Annotated in this window: 16 protein-coding genes; 12 read left to right on the top strand and 4 right to left on the bottom strand. The window is 68.2% G+C overall.

What is annotated here, in order from left to right; translation table 11 throughout:
- Positions 1 to 66: 66 nt before the first annotated feature.
- On the bottom strand, positions 67 to 2,085 hold the full coding sequence (locus BN3789_RS10195; RefSeq protein ID WP_066833930.1) for a YgiQ family radical SAM protein: 2,019 nt from the start codon (positions 2,083 to 2,085) through the stop codon (positions 67 to 69).
- A gap of 239 nt (positions 2,086 to 2,324) precedes the next feature.
- Between BN3789_RS10195 and BN3789_RS10190 the strand changes: the two genes are divergently transcribed.
- The 5 genes from BN3789_RS10190 (at position 2,325) to fucO (ending at position 6,705) form a co-directional block, all read left to right on the top strand.
- Positions 2,325 to 3,011 (top strand): YoaK family protein, encoded by a 687-nt coding sequence (locus BN3789_RS10190; protein ID WP_066833927.1) that lies wholly within the window; start codon positions 2,325 to 2,327, stop codon positions 3,009 to 3,011.
- Positions 3,012 to 3,173: 162 nt separating this feature from the next.
- Positions 3,174 to 4,571 carry a threonine/serine exporter family protein gene (locus BN3789_RS10185; RefSeq protein WP_079989268.1) on the top strand — a complete coding sequence of 466 codons (1,398 nt, stop codon included), beginning with the start codon at positions 3,174 to 3,176 and terminating at the stop codon, positions 4,569 to 4,571.
- Positions 4,572 to 4,638: 67 nt separating this feature from the next.
- Entirely contained in the window at positions 4,639 to 4,857 is a 219-nt protein-coding gene (locus BN3789_RS12810) for a hypothetical protein (protein ID WP_147569690.1), read from the top strand.
- 145 nt (positions 4,858 to 5,002) lie between these two features.
- Entirely contained in the window at positions 5,003 to 5,329 is a 327-nt protein-coding gene (locus tag BN3789_RS10180) for an L-rhamnose mutarotase (protein ID WP_147569688.1), read from the top strand.
- A 215-nt stretch (positions 5,330 to 5,544) separates the two neighbouring features.
- Positions 5,545 to 6,705 carry a lactaldehyde reductase gene (gene fucO, locus BN3789_RS10175; protein ID WP_066833924.1) on the top strand — a complete coding sequence of 387 codons (1,161 nt, stop codon included), beginning with the start codon at positions 5,545 to 5,547 and terminating at the stop codon, positions 6,703 to 6,705.
- A gap of 115 nt (positions 6,706 to 6,820) precedes the next feature.
- Here the strand turns inward: fucO and mnmA are convergent, their stop codons facing one another.
- Entirely contained in the window at positions 6,821 to 7,957 is a 1,137-nt protein-coding gene (gene mnmA / locus BN3789_RS10170; protein WP_187119140.1) for a tRNA 2-thiouridine(34) synthase MnmA, read from the bottom strand.
- A gap of 120 nt (positions 7,958 to 8,077) precedes the next feature.
- Complete coding sequence (cysK, locus tag BN3789_RS10165; protein ID WP_066833921.1) at positions 8,078 to 9,022, bottom strand: cysteine synthase A; 945 nt, start codon at positions 9,020 to 9,022, stop codon at positions 8,078 to 8,080.
- Positions 9,023 to 9,242: 220 nt separating this feature from the next.
- Here cysK and BN3789_RS10160 point away from each other — a divergent pair, with 220 nt between their 5' ends.
- Complete coding sequence (locus BN3789_RS10160) at positions 9,243 to 9,668, top strand: RrF2 family transcriptional regulator (protein ID WP_066833917.1); 426 nt, start codon at positions 9,243 to 9,245, stop codon at positions 9,666 to 9,668.
- A 55-nt stretch (positions 9,669 to 9,723) separates the two neighbouring features.
- On the opposite strand, the gene BN3789_RS10155 is transcribed toward BN3789_RS10160, so the two are convergent.
- Positions 9,724 to 10,095, bottom strand: coding sequence for a phage holin family protein (locus BN3789_RS10155; RefSeq protein ID WP_066833914.1), 372 nt, complete (start codon positions 10,093 to 10,095; stop codon positions 9,724 to 9,726).
- Positions 10,096 to 10,180: 85 nt separating this feature from the next.
- On the opposite strand from BN3789_RS10155, the gene BN3789_RS10150 reads away from it, so the two are divergent.
- From BN3789_RS10150 to BN3789_RS10125, 6 genes are all read left to right on the top strand, one after another.
- A complete protein-coding gene (locus BN3789_RS10150) occupies positions 10,181 to 11,242 on the top strand; it encodes an FAD:protein FMN transferase (protein WP_066833911.1) in 1,062 nt (353 codons plus the stop codon).
- A gap of 137 nt (positions 11,243 to 11,379) precedes the next feature.
- Positions 11,380 to 11,691 carry a YerC/YecD family TrpR-related protein gene (locus tag BN3789_RS10145; protein ID WP_066833907.1) on the top strand — a complete coding sequence of 104 codons (312 nt, stop codon included), beginning with the start codon at positions 11,380 to 11,382 and terminating at the stop codon, positions 11,689 to 11,691.
- A 183-nt stretch (positions 11,692 to 11,874) separates the two neighbouring features.
- A complete protein-coding gene (locus tag BN3789_RS10140; protein WP_066833904.1) occupies positions 11,875 to 13,740 on the top strand; it encodes a hypothetical protein in 1,866 nt (621 codons plus the stop codon).
- Positions 13,741 to 13,795: 55 nt separating this feature from the next.
- Positions 13,796 to 15,001, top strand: coding sequence for a PD-(D/E)XK nuclease family protein (locus BN3789_RS10135; protein ID WP_229254330.1), 1,206 nt, complete (start codon positions 13,796 to 13,798; stop codon positions 14,999 to 15,001).
- Between the two features lie 3 nt (positions 15,002 to 15,004).
- Positions 15,005 to 18,655 (top strand): UvrD-helicase domain-containing protein, encoded by a 3,651-nt coding sequence (locus BN3789_RS10130; protein ID WP_066833899.1) that lies wholly within the window; start codon positions 15,005 to 15,007, stop codon positions 18,653 to 18,655.
- Between the two features lie 278 nt (positions 18,656 to 18,933).
- Positions 18,934 to 20,391: a M81 family metallopeptidase gene (locus tag BN3789_RS10125; RefSeq protein ID WP_066833895.1), complete on the top strand. Its 1,458-nt coding sequence runs from the start codon at positions 18,934 to 18,936 to the stop codon at positions 20,389 to 20,391.
- Positions 20,392 to 20,482 lie beyond the last annotated feature (91 nt).

Genomic DNA, 20,482 nt, shown 5'->3' with positions numbered 1-20,482 from the left:
TCCTCGGCAGGTCCTCTGTGAACAGCGCGATGGCCGAACAGGCGCCCAGCACGGAAAAACTGTCCGCTATGGCCGTCTTCTGCTTCCGCGTGCGCCCTCGCGCCCCTGCGCGGCCCGATTGCGACCGTGCGGCGCGGCGCCGGAGGGTCCCTTGCTACCCTTGCCGAACTGTCCGCCCCGCTTATCCTGCTGCTTGCCGGCAAAACAGCCGCCCGTCTTGCCACCGGCGCCCTTGCCCTTGCCTTTGCCCTTGGCGGCGCCCGGCCGCGGCGGTACGGGGCGGATCAGGCAGTGCCGGTCGTAGCCGATGAGGTCGGTGCGTCCCGCGCGCTGCAGCGCCTCGCGCACCAGCTTGTAGTTCTCGGGCTTGCGGTACTGGATCAGGGCGCGCTGCATGGCCTTCTCGTGCGGGTCGCGCGCCACGTACACCGGCTCCATCGTGCGCGGGTCCACGCCCGTGTAGTACATGCAGGTGGACATCGTCGACGGCGTCGGGTAGAAATCCTGCACCTGCTCGGGCATGTATCCCATGTCGCGCACGGCTTCCGCCAGCTCGACGGCCTCCTTCATCGTCGAGCCGGGATGGCTGCTGATGAGGTAGGGCACCACGTACTGCTCCAGGCCGTAGCGCTCGCACAGGTCGTCGAATCGACGGCAGAACGCGTCGTAGACGGCACGGCTGGGCTTGCCCATGATGGAGAGCACGGCATCGCTCACGTGCTCGGGCGCCAGCCTCAGCTGGCCGCTTACATGGTGCTGGACGAGTTCCGTCAGGAATCTGTCCGATCGGTCGGCCATGGCGTAGTCGAAGCGGATGCCGCTGCGCACGAAGACCTTCTTCACGCCGGGAAGCTGGCGCAGGTCGCGCAGCAGGTCGGCGTATCCGTCCTCGTCGACGACCATGTTCTTGCATACGCTCGGCCACAGGCAGCGGCGATTCGCGCACACGCCGTGTTTGCGCTGCTTGTCGCAGGCGGGACGGAAGAAGTTGGCCGTGGGCCCGCCCACGTCGGAGATATAGCCCTTGAAGTCGGGATCGCGGGTGAGCGCCTCCGCCTCGCGGATGATGCTCTCGCGGCTGCGCACCTGCAGCGCGCGGCCCTGATGGAACGCGAGCGCGCAGAACGAGCACTCCCCGAAGCACCCGCGGTTGGACGTGATGGAGAACTTGACTTCGGAGAATGCCGGCACGCCGCCGGCCTCATCGTAGTCGGGGTGCCAGGCGCGCGCGTACGGAAGCTCGTGGACCGCGTCCATCTCCTCGGTCGAAAGCAGCGCCGCCGGCGGGTTCTGCACCACGTACACCCCATGCGGATAGGGCTCCACAAGGCGGTGGGCGGTGATGTGGTCCATGTTGCGATACTGGATGGCGAAGCTGCGCGCGTACGCCAGGCGGTCGGCCTCGAGATCGTCCCACGAGGGGAGCAGCTCGTAATCGTAGACCTCGGCAAGCGCCTGCTCGCCGCCGCTCACGCGGTAGACCGTGCCGTCGACATAGGTGATCTGGTCGATGGGCAGGCCCGCGGCGAGCGCGTCGGCCACCTCGACGATGGCGTGCTCGCCCATGCCGTACAGCACGAGGTCGGCGCCGGAATCGAGCAGGATGCTGCGCTTGAGGGAGTCGGACCAGTAATCGTAGTGGGCGAGGCGGCGCAGGCTCGCCTCGATGCCGCCCAAGATGATGGGCGCGTGCTTGAATGTGCGGCGGATGAGGTTGCCGTAGACGGCGGCGGCGTGGTTGGGCCGCGCGCCCGCGACGCCGCCGGGCGTGTAGGCGTCGGTTCGGCGACGATGCTTGGTGACGGAATAGTGGTTGACCATGGAGTCCATGTTGCCCGCGGAGACCAAAAAGCCCAGGCGCGGCTCGCCGAGCGCGGCGATGCTTGAGGGGTCGCGCCAATCCGGCTGGCAGATGATGCCGACGCGGTATCCGTGCGCCTCGAGCACTCGCGTGATGATGGCCATGCCGAACGAGGGGTGATCCACGTACGCGTCGCCGCAGATGTAGACGAAATCGCAGGCATCCCAGCCGCGCGCGTCCATGTCGGCGCGGGAGACGGGAAGGAACTGCGAGCGGTCGGCCATGGGGACTCCAATCCATTACCTGCGCGGTGACGGGCATCGCGCGATTCTGATCGTGTCGAATTGTACCAATTCGATTACCGTATCTCGTTTTTGCGCGGGGTGCGCACGATTACGCTACGCTTTCCTGCTGGCCGCTCGATTCGTCGTGCGGCTCAGCGGGCGCGTCGCTGTGGGATCGCGGCGCAAGACGACGGGGCGGGCGCGGGGCGCTCCGCTCGACATGAAGGGGAGAGGGCGCCATGGAGCGTGCACGTCAGATATCCGATTCCATCGAGCTCGGCGTCATCATGGCCCTTGCCGGGGGATTCATGGACGCCTATTCCTACATGGCGCGTGGCGGGGTGTTCGCCAACGCGCAAACGGGAAACATCCTGCTGTGCGGCGTGCATCTTTCCGAAGGCGATTGGGCCGGCATGGTCCACTACGCGCTGCCGGTGCTCGCGTTTGCCGCGGGCATCGTGATCGCCGATCTCGTCCATTGCCGCTTTTCGAGCGCGCTGCACTGGAGGCAGGTCATCGTGCTGCTCGAGGCGGCCGCCCTGCTCGCCGTCGCCTTCATCGTGCCCGATGTCGCGGCGAACTGCGTGACGTCGTTCGCGTGCGGCATGCAGGTCGAGTCGTTCCGGAAGATCCACGGGCACGGCATCGCCACAACCATGTGCATCGGCAACCTGCGTTCCGCCATGCAGAACATGGACGACTACCTGCTCAACCGCGACCGCGGCTTTTTGGAAAACGGCCTGCTCTACTTCGGTCTGATCGCCTGCTTTGCCGCGGGCGCGGTGCTCGGCAACTGGTGCGTCGGCCGCCTGGGGCACATGGCCATCGGCGTGTGCTCGGGGCTTCTGGTCGCGGCGTTCGCCATCATGTTCATCGATCGCGAGCGCAAGCCCGCCCGCGAAGGGGCGGTCGCCGGTCGCCCGTAGCCCCTGGCGGTCGCGGGCGCCCGGCGTGAAGGCGACCTGCCGGCGTCTCCCTTGCGCGCGCCAAAACGCACCGCTTGTCCGGTTTGGACACCCCTTTGTTTTCAAGCGGGCGCGCCCGCACGGTACCATGGGTAAACCGTGCATCCCATCGAAAGGCGCCCCATGGACCACGAGCAGAAACGGACCGCCGCGGGAATTCGCGAAGCCATCGCGCACGCGCCCCTGCCGCATGTGCACCGCGCGCGCATCCGCCATCGAAACCACATGGCGGTGCCCTGGCATGAGGTGACCGACTGCGACGACATGCTCGCCATCGACGCCGACCTCGACGACAAGTCGTCGATCATCTGTCGCGCGGGCCTGCTGCTGCTCGCGGGCGGTACGGGCAGCTGGCGCGTGCGCGACTGCATGAACAAGATCGCCGGCGTCCTGGGCGTCACCGTCTCGGCGGCGGTGAGCCTCACGACGATCGAATGCACGTGCATCGATGGGCACAACAGCTTCTCCGAGGTCGTCTCGCTCCATACGACCGGCGTGAACACCGAGCGCATCCAGCTCATGGAGGAGTTCGTCCGCGACGTGCAGAAGCGCGGCGACACCCTGACCGTGCGCGCGTTCCATGATCGCATGGACGCCATCGAGCACACGCCGGGCAACTATGCCCCGTGGGCGGTCGGCTTGGCGTCTGCCGCCGCGTGTGCCGCCTTCGTGTTCCTGCTCGGCGGCGGGCCCATCGAGATGGGCTGCGCGTTCGTGGGCGCGGGACTCGGGAACTTCACGCGCCGCATCATGCTCGATCGCAGGCTCACGCATTTCGTCTGCATCGGCGTGTCGGTCGCGGTCGCCTGCCTGGTTTACCTGGGGTGCCTGTCGCTGCTGTCGCTTGCGGTGAAGGACGCGGCGGAGCACGAGGCGGGCTATATCGGGGCCATGCTGTTCGTGATCCCCGGGTTCCCCCTGATCACGAGCGGGCTCGACATCGCGAAGCTCGATTTCCGCTCGGGGCTCGAGCGCCTCGCCTACGCGTGCGCGGTCATCGTGGTCGCGACGCTCGTGGCCTGGCTCGTGGCGATGATGGTCGAGCTGCATCCGGATGATTTCGCCGCGCAGGGCCTGAGCGCGCCGGTCATGTTCGCGCTGCGGTTCGTCGCGAGTTTCGTCGGGGTGTTCGGCTTCTCGATGATGTTCAACTCGACCTACAGGATGGCGGCGACGGCGGGCGTCGTGGGCGCGATCGCCAACACGCTGCGCCTCACGCTCGTCGACCTGGTCGGCATGCCGCCCGAGGCGGCGGCGTTCGCGGGTGCTATCTGCGCCGGCCTGTTGGCGTCGATCACCGGCACCAAGACGAAGTTCCCGCGCATCTCCATCACGGTTCCTTCCATCGTCATCATGGTCCCCGGCCTGTATATGTACCGGGCGGTGTATTACATGGGCGTGTTCCAGACGCTGGACGCCATGGAGTGGATCATCCGCGCCATCATGATCATCCTGTTCTTGCCGATGGGGCTGGGGCTCGCCCGGGCGCTCACCGATCCGGACTGGCGCTACTGCTCCTGATGCGGCCCGGTAACGATTAAGGCCGGTCGGCGGTATGTGGATCGAGGGATTTCCAAGGTCAAAAACCATGTATATCGAGTTTGGTGCGATTTTTGCGTGCCCCTCGCTCACAGGCGCAACACCCCTCAACAAAAGCCCAGTTGAATCCTGCGGTTTTGTTGAAGGGTATGGCGCGTGGGGAGAAACGGCACTCAAAAATCGCACCAAACTCAGCCTACCGTCTCTATGGGTTTTGCCCGATACGGATTTTTATGCACAAGATTTTCTGATACCTGCGCGTTTATAAGAATCTTATACGTATATGATTCACCGTGCGATGTTCGTGCAGACCCTGAGCGCCCGTGCGCGGCGAGATCGGCCACATGCGCCGCGAGGTCAGCTGCGCAGATGGGTACATAGGGGTTGTGTCCGCATCGATCAAGGAGGCTCCTATGGGCAAGATCCAGCGCTTCGGTTCCATTTCCCGCACGAACGGCAAGGAGGGGTATGAGAAGTACAAGGCCTACCACGCCGCGCCGTTCGAGGGCGTCAACGAGATGATCAAGGCCTGCAACCTGCAGAACTACTCGATCTACTACTACGACGGCCTGCTGTTCTCCTACTACGAGTACACCGGCGACGACTACGAGGCGGACATGGCCAAGATGGCGGCGGACCCCAGGACCCAGGAGTGGTGGGCGGCGGTCGGCCCCAACATGAAGCCGTTCGGCGAGAACGGGGACTGGGAGTTCATGGAGGAGCTCTACCACCTGGAGTAGGCGCTTCCGCGCTGCCGTTCGCCGGCGTTTTTCGACCATTTATCCAATGCTGATAAAACGTTTTGCTGGTGGCGGTATCGGATGCGGATCGCCGCTTCTCGCCGTGCCCGAACAAGGCATATCATGGCTTAGATGCCGCCCGCGCATCGCGCGGTGACGGCATCCTGGACGGCGCGCCCCGCGGCCGGGGCGCGCAAAGACAAGGAGGCACCAACATGGCTAATCGTATCGTTCTGAACACCATCTCCTACCACGGCTCCGGCGCCATCAAGGAGATCCCCGGCGAGATCACCCGCCGCGGCTTCAAGAAGGTCTTCGTCTGCACCGATCCCGACCTCGTCAAGTTCGGCGTCGCCGCCAAGGTTACCGACCTGCTCGACGAGGCCGGCATCGCGTGGAGCATGTACTCCGAGATCAAGCCCAACCCCACCATCAAGAACGTGACCGACGGCGTCGAGGCCTTCAAAGCGGCCGAGGCCGACTGCATCGTGACCATCGGCGGCGGCTCGGCCATGGACACCGCCAAGGCCGTGGGCATCATCGTCAACAACCCCGAGTTCGCCGACGTGCGCTCGCTCGAGGGCGTTGCTCCCACCAAGAACCACGCGGTGTTCACCATCGCCGTCCCCACCACCGCGGGCACGGCCGCCGAGGTCACCATCAACTACGTCATCACCGACCCCGAGAAGGTCCGCAAGTTCGTGTGCGTCGACACCAACGACGCGCCCGAGGTCGCCGTCGTCGACCCCGACATGATGGCCACCATGCCCGCCGGCCTCACCGCCGCCACCGGCATGGACGCGCTCACCCACGCCATCGAGGGCTACACCACCCGCGGCGCCTGGGAGCTCACCGACATGTTCCACCTCAAGGCCATCGAGCTCATCGCCAAGAACCTGCGCGATGCCGTGGCCGAGGCCAAGAGCGGCCAGCCCGGGAGCGGGCGCGAGGGCATGGCGCTCGCCCAGTACATCGCCGGCATGGGCTTCTCCAACGTCGGCCTGGGCATCGACCACGCCATGGCGCACACCCTCTCGGCGCACTACGACACCCCGCACGGCGTCGCCTGCGCCATGCTGCTGCCCATCGCCATGGAGTTCAACAAGCCCGTCGTGGCCGAGCGCCTGGCCGACGTGGCGGTCGCCATGGGCGTCGACACGACCGGCATGACGACCGACGAGGCCGCCGACGCCGCCATCGCCGCCGTGCGCCAGCTGTCCGCCGACGTCGACATCCCGACGGTCTGCGAGGCCATCACCGAGGACGAGCTCGACCAGATCGCCGACGACGCGCTCGCCGACGCCTGCTATCCCGGCAACCCGCGCGACGCCGACCACGCCACCGTCGTGGAGCTGTTCCGCAAGATCATGAAGTAGCCTGCCGCATCTCGGCATATGGCGCAGGGCCCTGTCGCACGCGGTGCGGCAGGGCCCTGCTTTTTTGCGTTGGGCGGTGCGTTTGAGTCGGGGCTTGTCCCTCGGGCCGGGGCGCCTACAGGACCGTGCCGCCGCCGAGGACGATCTCGCCGTCGTAGATGACGACGGCCTGGCCGGGCGCGATGCCGCGCTGCGGGATGTCGAAGTCGATGTGCACGCCCGCCTGCGCGCCGGCCTCGGCATCGACGAGCCTGACGCGTGCGGGCTGGTCGGTCTGGTGGTAGCGGATCTTCGCCGCCACGGGGAGGCCGTGCGCGCCGGCATCGACGATGCGGCGCTCTATCGTCTCGGCGGGCGCGCTCCAGATCCAGTCGCCGGCGTCGAGCTCGTCTGCCATGAGGTCGTCGACCCCGCCCAGCGTGACCGTGTTGCTCTCGACGTCGATGCCGCATACGTAGAGGGGGTGCGCGGCGGCGACGCCAAGGCCCTTGCGCTGGCCGATCGTGTAGCGCAGCGCGCCGCGATGGCGCCCCAGGACCTCGCCGGAGGTACTGACGATATCGCCCTCGGGCAGAAGGCGCCCCTCGCGCGCCTCGATGAACGAGGCGAAATCGTTGTCGGGGACAAAGCAGATCCCCTGGCTATCGGGCTTGCTCGCGCTGGCGAAGCCCTGCTCGGCGGCGATGCGGCGGACGTCAGCATCCTTGATGAGGTCGCCGAGGGGGAGCAGCACGTGCGCCAGGCGCTCCTGCGTGAGCGAGTAGAGGACGTAGCTTTGGTCCTTGCCGGCGTCGGCGGCGCGCGACAGGGTCCAGGGCCCCGGTGCGCCCGCGTCGGTGGGCGCGCGGCGGACGCGGGCGTAGTGGCCGGTCGCGATGTGCGAGCAGTCCAGGGAGCTCGCGTAGTCGAGCAGCGCGCCGAACTTGAGGTACCGGTTGCAGTCGATGCACGGGTTGGGGGTCCGTCCCGCCTCGTAGGTGCTCACGAACTTGGCGACGACGTTGCGCTCGAAGATGTCGCGCATGTCCACCACGCGGTAGGGGATGCCCAGGCGCTGCGCGACCGCCTCCGCGTCCTCCAGGTCCGATAGCGAGCAGCACGAGCGCTCGCCCATGTCGTCGAACGTCGCGCTGCAGGTCAGAAGCATGGTGACGCCCACGCATTCGTAGCCCTGCTGCTTGAGGAGATATGCGGTTACGCTCGAATCGACGCCGCCGCTCATGGCGACGAGCACGCGGCCCTTGCTCGGCATCACGGTCCTTTCTGCTGGTTGCGGCATCTCATTGTAGCGAGGCCGTCCATGCGCGCGCGGCGCGCGCCGAAACGGCATCCGTTCGGCATCATTTCTCCGCAGCGCCGCGAGGCGCGTGTCCTAGCCCGCTTCCCCGAACAGCGGGGTGGACAGGTAGCGCTCGCCGGTGTCGGGCAGAAGGGCGACGATGGTCTTCCCCTCGTTCGCGTCCTCGCGCGCGAGCTGCAGCGCCGCCCAGAGCGCCGCGCCCGACGAGATGCCCACGAGCACGCCCTCGGTGCGCGCGAGCATGCGCGAGGACTCGAGGGCGTCGGCGTCGGCGACGGTCATGACGCGGTCGAAGACGGTCGTGTCGAGCACGTCGGGGACGAATCCCGCCCCGATGCCCTGCAGGCCATGGGGGCCGGCGCTGCCTCCCGACAGGACGGGGGAGCCGGCGGGCTCGACGGCCACGACCTGGACCTGCGGGTTCTGTCGCTTGAGGTAGCGGCCCACGCCGGTCACCGTGCCGCCCGTCCCCGCACCCGCGACGAAGAGGTCGACCGCCCCGTCGGTGTCGTTCCAGATCTCGGGCCCGGTGGTCGCCTCGTGCGCCGCCGGGTTGGCGGGATTGGTGAACTGCCCCGCGATGATGCTGTCGGGGATCGTCCGCGCCAGCTCCTCGGCTCGCGCGATGGCGCCGGCCATGCCCTGGGCGCCCGGGGTCAGCATCACCTCGGCGCCGTAGCCCTCCATGAGCAGGCGGCGCTCAGGACTCATGCTGTCGGGCATGGTGATGATGAGGCGGTATCCACGCGCGGCGCACAGCGAGGCGAGGCCGACGCCCGTGTTGCCGCTCGTGGGCTCGATGATCGTGCAGCCGGCGTGCGGACGGATGGCGCCCGCCGCTTCGGCCTCGTCGAGCATGTTCAGCGCGACGCGGTCCTTGACCGATCCCGCGGGATTGAAGTACTCGAGCTTCACCAGGACGCGCGCCTTGAGGGCGAGCTGCTCTTCGATGCGGGATATCTCGAGCAGGGGCGTGTGTCCGATCAATTGGTCGATCGAGGTGTAGATGTTGCTCATATGCGCCTCCGGGCAGTCGTGTTGCACGGACGCCGGTTGCCGCGCCCGTATAAACCCTATTGTACTACTAGGATTAATATCGCGGCGTGCGCGCTGTGCAATGTAACAATCGGTAACGAGAAAGAAAATCAGACACCTCTCTCGTTCTCATATGCTTTACCGTAATGGAGTCGTGTCCGTTTTGGTATTCTTGTGCTACGCGACAGAAAGGAGGATGGTCATGCTGGTGTCGACGAAGGGACGCTACGCGCTGCGTGTCATGGTCGATTTGGCAGAACACCAGGACGAGGGACGCATCCCGCTCAAGGAGATCGCCGAGCGCCAAGGCGTCTCGGAGAAGTACCTCGAGAACATCCTCTCGACGCTCGTGCGCAACGAGCTGCTCTCGGGCATGCGCGGCAAAGGGGGCGGCTACCGTCTCACGCGTCCGGCAACCGATTATTCGGTCGGCGAGATCTTGCGCCTGACCGAGGGGAGCCTCTCACCCGTCGCCTGCCTCGACGGCGACCAGGTCGGATGCGAGCGCGTGAACTCATGCCCCACGATCCGCATGTGGAAGAGCCTCGGCACCATGATCAACGACTACCTCGACGGCATCACGCTGGCGCAGCTCGCGGAGTCGCCGCGCGGCATGGAGTGCCTCTAGGGAACCACTGATCGATTCATTCCGCGGCGGTCGGCCCCGTGGCGGGCGCTGATCGCTACTGCGCGTCCTTGGTGGCGACGCCGAGCAGCGCGCACATGATGCTCACCACGATGGCGCCGAAGAACGCCGCGCCGAAGCCGGTGATGGAAATGCCCGCACCCAGCAGGTTCACCGACAGCCAGCTGGCGAGCTCGAGCATGAGGCTGTTGACCACGAGCTGGAAGATGCCCAGCGTCAGGATGGTCACCGGCAGCGAGATGATGGTGACGAACGGCTTGATGAGCGCGTTGACAAAGCCGAGGAAGAGGCCCGTGAACGCGAAGCTCATCCAGGGCTCCACCATGCCGAACGGCTCGATGCCCGGCACGATGAAGGCCGCGATCGAGATGGCGATCGAGGTGAGCAGCCAGTTGAGGACGAAGCGCATGGGGGTGCCTTTCGGTATGTCGCGCGGCCGCAGGTGCCGCGCGGCTATCATGGACGCATAGATTGTTCCACAGAAAGGGCGGATTTTGCAGCAGACATACCGGTATGGCGATCCGCACACAGCTTTCCCCGAAGCGGGCGTCGACGGGTCGCGCGTCATCGCGCTGTTCATCTTCAACACCGACGTGCACATGCACGCGTATCCGGCGGACGGGATGGATGGCGGCGGTGCCCAGACCGCGGCGCAGCTTGACGAGGCGCTGATCGCGTGCCGCGACCGCTGCTTGTTCTTCGAGCGGACGCTTTCGAGGACGCGGGCGGACTCGGATATCGCCCGGGCCCATGCTGCCGCGCCCGACCCGGTCGAGGTGGAACCCGAGACCGCCGAGCTGGTGGAGCTTGCACGCGAGTACTGCGCGCGCAGCGGGGGCACGTTCGACATCACCATGGGCACGGTCACGTCGCTGTGGGATTTCCACGCCGGCGTGGTCCCGGGGTCGCTCGCCCTGTCCCGCGCGCTGCCGCACGTGGGCATGGGCCACATACATGTGGGCGAGACCGACGGGGGCGCGCCGACGCTTTCCATCGACGACCCGAAGACCGTGCTCGACCTGGGCGGCATCGCCAAGGGTTATATCGCCGACGACCTCGCGCGCATCATGGGCGAGCACGGGGTGGGGCGCTTCGTGCTCAACCTGGGCGGCAACGTGCTCGTGTGCGGCGGCCGGCCCGCCGACCCCCGCCACGGGCATGCGCGTGCGGGAGCCCCGTGGCGGGTGGGCATCGTGAACCCGCGGGACCCCGAGCACAGCCGGGCGATCGTGGACGTGGCTGACGGCTCGGTGGTCACCAGCGGACTGCACGAGCGCTGCTTCACGCGGGGCGGCGTGACGTACCACCACATCCTCGACCCAGCGACCGGCATGCCCGCGAAGACGGACGTGGTGTCGGCGACGATCGTAGCCCGGCGGTCCCTGGATTGCGACGGGTACTCGACGGCCGTCCTGATGCTGGGCGTCGAGCGCGGGTTGGAGCTGGTCGAGGCGACGCCGGATGTCGAGGCCGTGCTGATCGATGGGTCCGACGAGGTGTTCTGGACCTCGGGCATCGAGGACAGCCTGTCGCTCGTCCCCACGTGGCCCAAGTAGGGGCGGGGCCATCGGGAGCCGGCGCGCTCGTGGATGTTGTGCCGCTCGACGGAGCCGTGGCACTTTAGCGTGGTGGTGTGTTACACTGCATCCGGCTAGAGTTAGTTATGTTTCGCGAACGGATGTGGCGGTGCACCATGGATATCGAGAAGATGTACGAGCGCGGGGACGTCGAGCAGCTTGTCCGTTCCGTTTTGCTGTTGGAGAACGAGGACGATGTGCGGGCGTTTCTGACCGACCTGTGCACGCCGCGGGAGATCTGCGACTTCGCGCAGCGCCTGCAGGTCGCCCGGTATCTCGACGAAGGCGAGCCCTACGTCGAGGTGCAGGCTCGCACCGGCGCGTCGTCGACGACGGTGAGCCGCGTGTCCAAGGCCCTGAACGGCGCCCATGGCGGGTACCGGCGCATCCTCATCAAGCTCGAAGACCAGGAGCGCGAGCACAGATAGACCGCCATCCTGGGCAGCTGCTGAACAATTGATTTCACGTCGGGCGCCCCTGTTGCGGGCGCCTGGGTCGTTTGAGGGCGGGTTGGAACGAACCCGTCCCCAACGAACCCATTTGCGGGGAGATGTGTCCACGCGGGCGTGTAGGATACTGTGAACGGATAGTTCTCTCGACGATGGAGGATCATGGCGGTTCAGATAGTGAGACACGCCTCGGGCGCCGTGCCCGCAGGCGACGAGCTGCAGCTCATGGCCCGGGCCGTCGAGCGCTTCGGGCGCGTCACGCTGCTGGTGCCCTCGACGTCCGAGCGCGACGTCTGCCGTCGCGCCGCGGCGGACGCGCACCTGGGCGTCGGGCTCGACATCGTGACGCCGACCGCGTGGATCGAAGGCCTCTGGGAGCTTCTGGGCGACGGCCGGCGCCTGTGCACCAACCTGCAGCGCCAGCTGCTTATCGCCGATACGCTCTACGCTCGCGACGAGCGGGAGCTTGCGCCGCTGCGCGCCAACCCGGGCACCGTGCGCATGCTGGCGCGCATGGCAAAAGACCTGCTTCCCTTCGCCGAGGGGGCAAAAGGCCCGGCGGATGCCGCGACGCGCGTCGTGCTCTCCCTGCTCGACGCGTACGGCGCGCGCCTGCGCGACCGCGGCCTCATCGAGCCCTCGCAGGCGGCCGTTCTGCTTGCCGACGCGGTGGCCGATCTGGCCCCCGCGTGCGCGCGCTGCGCGATCGTGCGCGACGTGACGACGCTTCCCGCCCATCTCGTCCGCCTGCTCGCCCAGGTGGGCCGTGCGGGTTCGGTGCAGGTGCTGCTGCGCGCCTCCCAGCAGGTGTGGGAGGAGGAGGTCACGCGCGCGTTCTCGCAGATGGGATGTGCGGTCGAGCGAACGCTTGAGCTCGGGGGCGCCGACGGCACAGACGGCGCCGCGACGCCCGCCCTGTCGTTTCTGGAGGTCGCTGGCCCCCATGCCAGGGCCCGTGCCTACGCCGACGAGCTCGCCTCGCTGCTCTTATCGGCACCTGCCGGCGAGAGTGGGGGCGCCAAGACGGCTGTCGTCGCCTGCGCCCGTCCGGCCGAGCTGTTCGACGAGCTCGCCGGGTACCTCGCCGCGCGCGGCATCGCCTCGAGCGTCACGCGCTTCTCGCGATTCTCCCAGACGGTCGTCGGCCAGCAGTTCGAGGCGCTTTCCGACGTGGTCTCGCGCATGAAGGCCGCGCAGGAGGGCCAGGTGGCAGACGGCGCATGGTGGCCCGCGCCCGAGCTGACCGACTGGCTCTACGCGTCCGTCTCCGGTGCCGACGCGGCGCTCGCGCGCGGCTTCGACAAGAAGATCCGCTCCAATCGTGCCCTCGGCGTCGAAGGCGTTCTGCGGGAGCTGCAGAGCGTCCAGTCGCGCGCGGGCTCGGCGCGCCGCAAGCTCGCAGACGACCATCCCCTGCGCCGGGTTCCCGCGGTCTGCTCGGAGGTTGTGCAGTTTATCTGGCAGGACCGCCCCGTCTCCGCGTTCAAGTCGATGCTCTCCGCCATCGAGGCGCTGCCGGCGTCCTCGTTCGGCACGCGCGACGGGCGCTGCCGCCAGGCGACCGAGCGCGCCATGGCGGAGCGCGCCGTCGACGTGCTGATGAACGAGGCGCGCGCTCTCGATGTGAGCCAGGCCGTGGCGACGAAGATCCTCGACGGGCTGTGCACGGCGTCCCGCGAGCGCGCCGCGTCGGCGTCCTCTGAGGGCGAGGTCGGCACCGTCGTCTTCATGACGCTCGCCGACGCCGCCGTGCTTGAGCCCGCCTCGGTCGACGCGGTACTGCTCGCCGACGTCGACGTGGCGAGCTACCCGCTTTCCCACGAGGAGGGCCCCGTCGTGACGCTGGGGTCCGCCCTGGGCGCCGACGCCGTTGTGCTCGACGGCCATATGGAGCAGTTCCATGCCGCGGGCGTCGAGTTCCACGATTACGATATCGTCGTGGTCAAGATGGGCTACCTCGACACGTACCTCATCCCCGAGACCGCCTACCACATCATGGCCCTGACCCTGTCTCTTACACACACCTAGATGTGTATAAGATCCAGCGATCTGCGCCTCCCGCGGGTCGGTGGCCCTGACGCGCGTGTCGCACGACCGGCAGGCGAAGGACCGGTATCCGGCCGCGCTGTGGACGGAGCTCCTCGCGCTTCGGGGCGGGGACGATGCGCCGGTCGAGAAGACGGGCGAGGGCGACGTGGCGGGCGATTTCGACCCTGCGGGAACGGGGACGGCGCGCGTCGAGCGCGTGCTCTGCCTGCCGCCGCAGCGCCTGGGCGTCTCGGCGGTGCCGTATCTGGTCCTGATGCGCCGAACCGAAGACGGGGCGCTCGTGCCGCGCCAGTTCTCCGCCTCGCAGATCGAAAGCTATGTGGGCTGCCCGCTGTGCTGGTTCGTCTCGTCGCGCGTTCGCCCCTCGATGGTCGACGCCGGGTTCACCAATATGGAGAAGGGCAACTTCGTCCACGACGTCATGGACCGGTTCCACGAGGAGGTGCGCGAACGCGGCATGCGCCGGGTGACGCCGGAGAACCTGCGCGCGTCGCTGGAGCTGCTCGACGAGGTGTTCGCTGCGGTGCGCGCAGAGCACGCGCGCGGCAAGACGGCGAGCTCGGCGGCCCTCGTCGCGCTCTCGCCGACCGAGCAGGCGCAGATCGACGACATCTTGCCCCAGCTGCGGCGCGTGGTGCGCTACGAGGCGGATGCGCTCGCGCCGTTCGCCCCCGAATACCTCGAATACTCGTTCAACGGCCTGGGCGTCGACTACGCCGGCTGGCCGCTCGGCGGTCGCATTGACCGCGTGGACGTCGATGCCGAGGGCCGCGCCGTGGTGATCGACTATAAGCACCGCTCCGACGCCAACCCGTTCAAGCTGAAGGACCCCACCGTGCCGCTCAAGAAGACCGGCGAGGTGCCCGCCGACGACCCGCGCTGGCTGCCCGAGCACACGCAGACGCTCATCTACGGGCAGGCGCTGCGCCGCGCGCTCGGCCTCGACGTGCGCGGGGCGCTGTACTTCTCGACGAAGGGCAAGGTCGCCATGCGCGGCGCGGTCTCATCGGAGCTCGCCGAGGAGGAGCCCGGGGACGGGCGCGTGCCCGGGCTGCGCGACGGGTTCCCCGCCGTGCAGGCGGGCGGCACCATGAATTTCGACGCGCTGCTCGACCGCGTGGAGGCGGGGATTGCCGAGCGCCTCGGCGAGCTCAGGGCGGGGCGCATCGCCGCGGCCGCCGACCCGCTCACGAGCTGCTACCACAACCATCCGCTCGGATTCGAACGAAGGGACGCGTAAGGTATGGATCTCTCGACCCTCATGCCCCAGCAGCGCGAGATCGTCACGACGTTCGACCAGCCGCTGTTCGTGTCGGCGGGCGCCGGTTCGGGCAAGACCTTCACGCTCACCCGGCGTATCCTGTGGGCGCTCTCGCCCGAATCCGGCCCGTTCATCGAGCACGTCGACCAGGTGCTCGCCATCACGTTCACCAAAGACGCCGCGGCCGAGATCCGCGAGCGCGTGCGCGGGGCGCTGATCGAGGAGGGGATGGGCGACGAGGCGCTGCTCGTCGACGACGCTTGGATCTCGACCATCCACGGCATGTGCTCGCGCATCCTGCGCGCGCATGCGCTCGAGCTGGGGCTCGACCCCGAGTTCAGCGTCGTCGAGGACACCGACGAGCTGATCGGCCAGGCGGTCGATCGCGTGATCGCGCAGGTCGAGCAGGGAGAGGGGGCGATCCGGGCGGACGAGCTCGCGGCCCTGCTGTCGTGGTATCCGCTGAAAGGCGAGACGGGCCCGTCGGGGTACGAGGCCTCCACGAGCGCGCAGGGGCTGGTGCGCCGTCTGCTGGAGCTCGCGTGCAGCCTGCCGCACGGCATGGACGACGTGCGCCTGGCGCGCGGCGACGACCATGTGCCGGATCTCGCCGACGCCTACCGGGCCTGCCTCGACGCAAGCCCCAAGGCGGCCGAGATCGGACGCGCGGCGATCTGCGCCATCGAGGCCTACGAGGCGAGCGGCCGCACCGTGGCGGATCTCACGGCGTGCATGATGAGCTGCGAGATCCCGCGGGCGAGCAAGGCGCTGCCCAAAGAGCAGATCGAGCTCCTGCGCGCCGACGTGGCCGACACGTTCATCAACGCCTACCTCGCCGTGGGCGCGCCGGCGCTCGATGCCCTCATGGGCCTTGCGCGCGCGGTCGAGCGCGAGTACCGTTCGCTCAAGCTCGAGGCCTCGGCGCTCGACAACAACGACCTGCTGCGCATCGCCTACGAGGCGCTGCGCGACCACGAAGCCATCCGGGCCGCATACGCCGACCGCTTCAGGCTCGTGATGATTGACGAGTTCCAGGACACCGACCAGCAGCAGGTCGACCTGATCGGGTACCTCACCGATGGCGGCCGGCGCCTGTGCACGGTCGGCGATGCGCAGCAGTCCATCTACCGGTTCCGCGGCGCCGAGGTCGAGGTGTTCCGCCGCCAGGAGCGCTCGATCGCCTCCTCGGCGGAGGGGGCCTGCGGCGAGCCCGCCGACGAGGAGGCGCCCGGCCGCATCGTCCGCCTGGTCAAGAACTTCCGCAGCCACGCCGAGATCCTCGAGTACGTCGCGCGCATCTTCGACGGCGAGCGGGGCGGCCTCATGCAGGGCTTTTTGGATCTGCAGGCGCACGACGAGCGCAAGGATTCGCTGGTGGCGGACGCTTCGCGCCGCCAGGCGGTCTTCATCGCCGGCGGCACCTCCGAGGAGCGCGCCGAGGCCAAGGCGAAGGCGGTCGCGCGGCGGTTCCGCGAGCTCGCCGACGCGGGGCAGCCGGTGGGCGACATGGTGCTGCTGCTGGGGGCCATGACCTTCTCGGGCGTCTACGCGGACGCGATGCGCGCCGAGGGGCTCGACTGCGTGATCGCGGGCGGCTCCGTGTTCTCTTCGACGCCCGAGGTGAAGGCGGTGCGCGCGCTCGCCTGCGCGCTCGCGAACCCCGCCGACACCGCGCAGGGCCTGGTCCCGCTGCTCGCCTCGCCCATGTTCGCGCTCGGGGCGACTGAGTTTCTGGCGCTCTCGACGGTCATGGATCCCGAGACGGGCGAGACGCGCCGCCGCAACGCGGACGCCGGCATCATGAGCGATGACGACGCCCCCGGTCTCGACGGCTTGGAGCTGTTGAGCCGTGCGCGCAGCGTGCTGCGTGCGGCTCTTTCCCGCGTGGGCCGCGATTCGTTCGAGGCCATTGCGCGCGATGTGGTGCGCGAGTCGGGCTGGCTCGTCCGTCTGGCGGCTCGCGGCCCCGAGGGTCGTGCCGTCGCGGCGAACGTGCTCAAGGCACTCGATATGCTGGGCGAGGCGGAGGCGCGCGTCGGGCGCTCGCCCCGGCGCATCGTGCGCGCGTTCGACACGGCGCTCGCGGGCAAGCAGGCGCCCGGCGCCATCAACGAGCAGGGCGGGGCCGCCGTGCGCATCATGACCGTGCACGCGTCCAAGGGCCTGGAGTTCCCCGTGGTCGCGGTCGCGGAGTGCTACGGCTGCAAGCGCAACACGGATCGCATGCAGACGAGGCGCCTTGCGGGCGCAATCGAGGCGGCGGCGATGCCGGCGCGCTTCGCCGGCACGGTGCGCGCCGACGGCAGCGCGGCGATCGATACCGACGTGGAGAATCGCTTCAAGCAGCTCTACTCATCGTGGCTCACGCCCGAGGCGTTCGACGACGTGTGCGCGACCGGTTCGTCGGCCGAGGCGTTCATCTCGATGCGCGAGGAGGCCGCCGCGCGCGAGCTGGAGGAGAAGGCGCGCCTGCTCTACGTCGCCATGACGCGCGCCCGCGAGCTGCTGATCCTCGTGATGGACGGGCGCGTGGGCACCGGCAAGGTGCCCGAGCTCGCCTTCGACGAGGGACGGGACCTCACGCGCGCGGTGCTCGAGCGCATTCTGCCGAACGACGGGGCGCGCCTCGATGTCGACCGGCTGGTGTTCGACAACGCGCGCGCGGGCGATTTCGAGCTTGTCGCGCTGCGCGACTTCATGTTCGCCGGCGAGAGCTATGCCGCGACGGTAGCCGATGGAGACGAGGAGCGCCCGGACGAGGGAGCCGCGGATGCGCTCGACGACGACGCGCCCGACAGCGCGAAGTCCGACACGTTCACGCTCGTCCATCCCCTCCAGGTCGACTGGCGCGTGAGCCCCGAGGCCCGTCCCGAGCGCGTCTCGTACAGCTACTCGTCGATCTCCGCGGCGCTGCACACCGAGCAGGAGGACCGTGCCGAGGCGCTCGGCGCCCAGGCGATCGCGGCGGCCGACGAGGCGAGCGCGTCGCTGCCGGAGCCTGGTGCGGAGGAGGGGGAGAGCCCCTTCGCGCCGTCCGGGCCGGTGGTCCTGGACGTGGTCGCCGCCGACGCCTCCGAGGCCGCTGCGGAGCCCGCCGCAGCGGGGGGAGATCCCACGGCGCTCGGCTCGGCGTTCCACGCGGCCGCCCAGTGGCTCATCGAGACCGGCGCCGCGGGGGTGCCGGCGGCGCGCATCGACGCGCTCGCGCGCTACTGGAAGGTCACGCCCGCCCAGCGCGAGCGGTTGGAATCGGCGCTTGCGCGCTGGGAGGACTCTGCCGTGCGCGCCGAGCTCGCCGCATGGTCGCAGGTCCGCGCGGAGGTGCCGTTCTTCTCGCTCGGCCTGGACGATGCGGAGATCTCCTCGACATTCGGTGCGTACGCCGAGGGTGCCATCGACGTGCTCGCAACCGACCCCGCTTGCCCCGACGAGGCCCTGGTGATCGACTACAAAACCGGAGGCAGCGTGCAGGAGACGCCCGAGCAGCTGCAGGACAAACACGCCCTGCAGGCGCGCGTCTACGCCGACGTCCTCCATAAGGCGGGCTTTGCGTACGTGACGCTCAAGTTTGTACGTGTCGAGGTCCCGGAGGCGGGCGGCAACGAGCCCCAGGTGGTCACCTACCGGCTGTAGCGCCGCCGCTGAGGGGGCTCTTGTTGTAACCCCGCCGGCATCACCCGGCCGGAATGCACGGAATCGGCGCCGATTCCGTGCATTCCGGCCGGGTGATGCCGGCGGGGTTACGGCTTTCGGTGCCTGGGGAAGCCGCCGATCGACTCACTCCGCGGCGCCATCCCCTAGGGCGGGTTGAGGCGTTCGCGTCCCCTTGTGCCTCTTGCGTGAAGGTGCGGGCATCAACGCACCGCGGTGGTAGGATACCCTTCGCTTGCGACAAGGTGGAAAGGGAATTCATGAAAGTATTCGTCGCTCACGTACACGCTGAATGCAACGAGCACGTCACGCACGACGGCAAGCTCGAGGACTTTGTGCTGCTCTACGGCGACCAGTGCATCAACTCGATGCACATCAGGGACATCTTCGAGGGCCATGGCATCGAGATCATCCCGTCGATCTTTGCGGGCGTCAACCCGACCGGCATGATCGAGCGCCGCGCGTACGACTTCATCTCCGACAGTATCCTGTCCGACCTGCGCGACCATCTCGACGAGATCGACGGCATCTACCTCCAGCTGCATGGCGCCAGCGGCATCCGCGATCTCGATTGCGTGTCCGGCGAGCACGATCTTCTGCGCCGCATCCGCGAGATCGTGGGCAAGTACATGCCCATCGCCGTCGCCTACGACCCCCACGGCAACGTGACCGCCGAGCTCTGCTCACGCGTGAACATCCTGCGCTGCTTCCGCGAGTCCCCGCATATCGACACCGTCGACACCTGGCGCACGGTCGCCGAGAAGCTCGTCGACCTCATGGAGCACCGCCGTCCCATGAAGCCGATCGTGCGCAAGCTCCCCATCATCGTCGAGGGCGAGCGCAGCGTGTCGGCCAACGAGCCCATGCGCTCCATCAACCGCCTGCTTGACGAGGCGGAGACCGACCCGCGCGTGTTCTCCAGCTCCTACCACGTCGGCTACCTGCGTCACGACGACGACAAGCTCGGCGCCGCGGTCGTCGTGGTCCCCAACACGCCGGCCGACGAGGCCTATTGCACCGAGGTCGCCGAAAAGGTCGCCCGCTACGCTTGGGACCACCGCGAGGAGTTCACGTTCGGCGGGAACTTCGGCGACCCGGCCGATTCCGTGGCGCGCGCGGTGGCCTTCGAGGGCAAGACAGCCGTCATCACCGATTCGGGCGACAACTGCGGCGCCGGCTCCTCGGGATCCGCGACGGTCATGGTGCGCGAGCTCATGGCGGCCGACCTCCGCGGCAAGAAGGTGCTCGTGGCCGGCGTCAAGGATCCGCGCGCATGCGAGGAGCTGTCGCACGTCAAGGTGGGGGACCACGTGACGTTCATGCTGGGTACCGGCGAGAACGAGGTGTCTGAGCCCGTCGAGATCTCCGGCGTGCTGAGCGTCGTGGGCGAGGCCGAGATGGGTTCGCAGAAGAGCGCGGGCCCCTGCTACATCGTGACGGTCGACGGCACGGCGCTCGACGTGCTCGTCATGCCCCAGAACGTCCAGTACGGCCATATGGAGCAGTTCCATGCCGCGGGCGTCGAGTTCCACGATTACGATATCGTCGTGGTCAAGATGGGCTACCTCGACACGTACCTCATCCCCGAGACCGCCTACCACATCATGGCCCTGACCGGCGGCCCGACCGATCAGCTCTACGAGAAGATCCCCATCAGGCGGATGTTCCGCCCCATGTGGCCGATCGACCAGATGGACGAGCTCATCTACATCGAGTAGCGCAGGCGGCGCTCCGGCATCCCCGGGGCGCCGTCTTCTTGTGCCGTCGGGGACGGGCCCTGTGGGCGTCTCGCGACCGCGGGCGTGCGCC

Origin of the sequence: Collinsella ihumii, assembly GCF_900046475.1 — a bacterium.
GTDB lineage: Bacteria > Actinomycetota > Coriobacteriia > Coriobacteriales > Coriobacteriaceae > Collinsella > Collinsella ihumii.
The sequence above is the reverse complement of the archived record's forward strand: the minus strand, read 5'-3'. Positions and strand labels throughout refer to the sequence as shown.